Source organism: Armatimonas sp. (assembly GCF_043760365.1).
Lineage (GTDB): Bacteria > Armatimonadota > Armatimonadia > Armatimonadales > Armatimonadaceae > Armatimonas.
Map to the genome: position 1 here is coordinate 1 of NZ_JAYUPA010000592.1, position 1530 is coordinate 1530.

At 59.5% G+C, this 1530-nt stretch carries 2 protein-coding genes; both read right to left on the reverse strand.

The window, feature by feature from the left end:
* Nucleotides 1–1136, reverse strand: a 1136-nt coding sequence (locus ACH2EH_RS13600) for a VIT domain-containing protein (protein ID WP_395142531.1), incomplete at its 3' end; no start/stop codon positions are given.
* Between the two features lie 84 nt (nt 1137–1220).
* The coding region (locus ACH2EH_RS13605; RefSeq protein WP_395142533.1) for a hypothetical protein at nt 1221–1530 on the reverse strand (310 nt) is incomplete at its 5' end.

Consider the following 1530-nt stretch of genomic DNA (forward strand, 5'->3'; position numbering starts at 1 on the left):
TTGCCGATGGCGGCACCAATCTCGTCCACAAACGCGCCAGCGCGTTTGAGGTTATCTGATGTTGCCAGAACGGGCTCCGGCGAGAACTTCGTCACGGCATCGGAGAACGTGAGAATATTGAAGCTGTCTTGTGAGCGCAGCTTGCCCACGGCGAATTTTAGTGCGCTGCGAGCCTGCTCGATCTTCTTGCCCTGCATCGAGCCGGAGCGATCCATCACGAGCACCACGCGGCGCGGCGGGAGGTCTTTCAGCGCTGTTTTAGGAATATTGGGGCTGGCGATCACCATGAAGTAGCCGCTTTGGTGCAAGCCGCCCCCAATACTCGCCACCTGAGGTAGCGCCGCATTGTAGGCGAGCAGCGAGAGAGCGACCGCGCTGGTGTCTTTTGCCCCCACATAGAGCGCCAGCTCCGGGTGCTCCGCCAGCGCCGCCTCATTCTTGGTGGACGACCACTCGGCAGAGATGCGCCCCGTGCCGTCCTCAAGGCGCTTGATCGTGACATCGTGGGTTGGCGAGTAGAGGTTCCCAGCGTTGCTGGCGACCACGCGGATGCTCACAAACGCGGGACGCATTCCACCTGGCAGGTGCGGCCCCGCCAGCGCCCAGACAAACTTCTTCGCATCACCCTCGCGTGGGAGAACCGAGACCAGCTTGAGAGTCACGCGCCGCTCGCCATTGGCGGGAATGGGGAACACTCGCGCCCGCAGCAAACCCTGTCCAACATAGCTCAGCAGCGCCGGATCGCGCCGCTGCCGCACGATCTCCTCATAAACCCGCGTGGCCTCATCTTTGCCCAGAACCCGCGCCTCGAATTTATGCTCGCCATCAAACATCGCAAAGTCACGGACGGTCGCGCCGCTGGGAATTGGGAATACAAAGTCCGCCTCGCCCTGCACGGAGCCACTATTCTTGAAGACATGTGAGACCTCGACCGTCGCGATCCCGTCTTTAATATCGGCGTTGAGAGCGACCGAGGAAACGGTGATGGTCGGCGTGTGACGCGGCGGAAGAGGGCGCGGCACAGGCCGAATCGGCGGCTGGAATCCGGGCGGCTGTGCCCAGGCGGCTCCGAGGTTGGCAAGAAGACCTGCCCCGAGAACTTGCAGGGCGCGGCGACGACTAAACGCATTTTTCATAGCTCTTGCGGCAGGCGCGTCAAAGATTTGGCGTGCTCATGCGCCCTCCGCTACTCTCTTTGACGCTTGCCAAAACCAAATGCTTCAATGAAATTTTGCATTTTGCCGTTTTGTCGTGGCCTGAAAGGCCGCGTCTGGGCCGCCTTCAGCGAAGCGGGCCGAGCCCGCGAGAGTCGTATCAGATTTCCTCTGCAAAAAATAGTGGCGACGTTTTGTAAGAAACGGGAGTGACGGACCGTTATAGGGGTGTGAAAGTAAATAGGACATCAAGACATCAGAGCAAAGTGGAGAGCTTCTCACATTTCGTTTGGGCAACTCAGTACCGTCGGGCGTTGCTTGTGGGAGAATGGAATGCCCGATCATGTACATCTTCTGGTTCGACTTCCGGCAACAG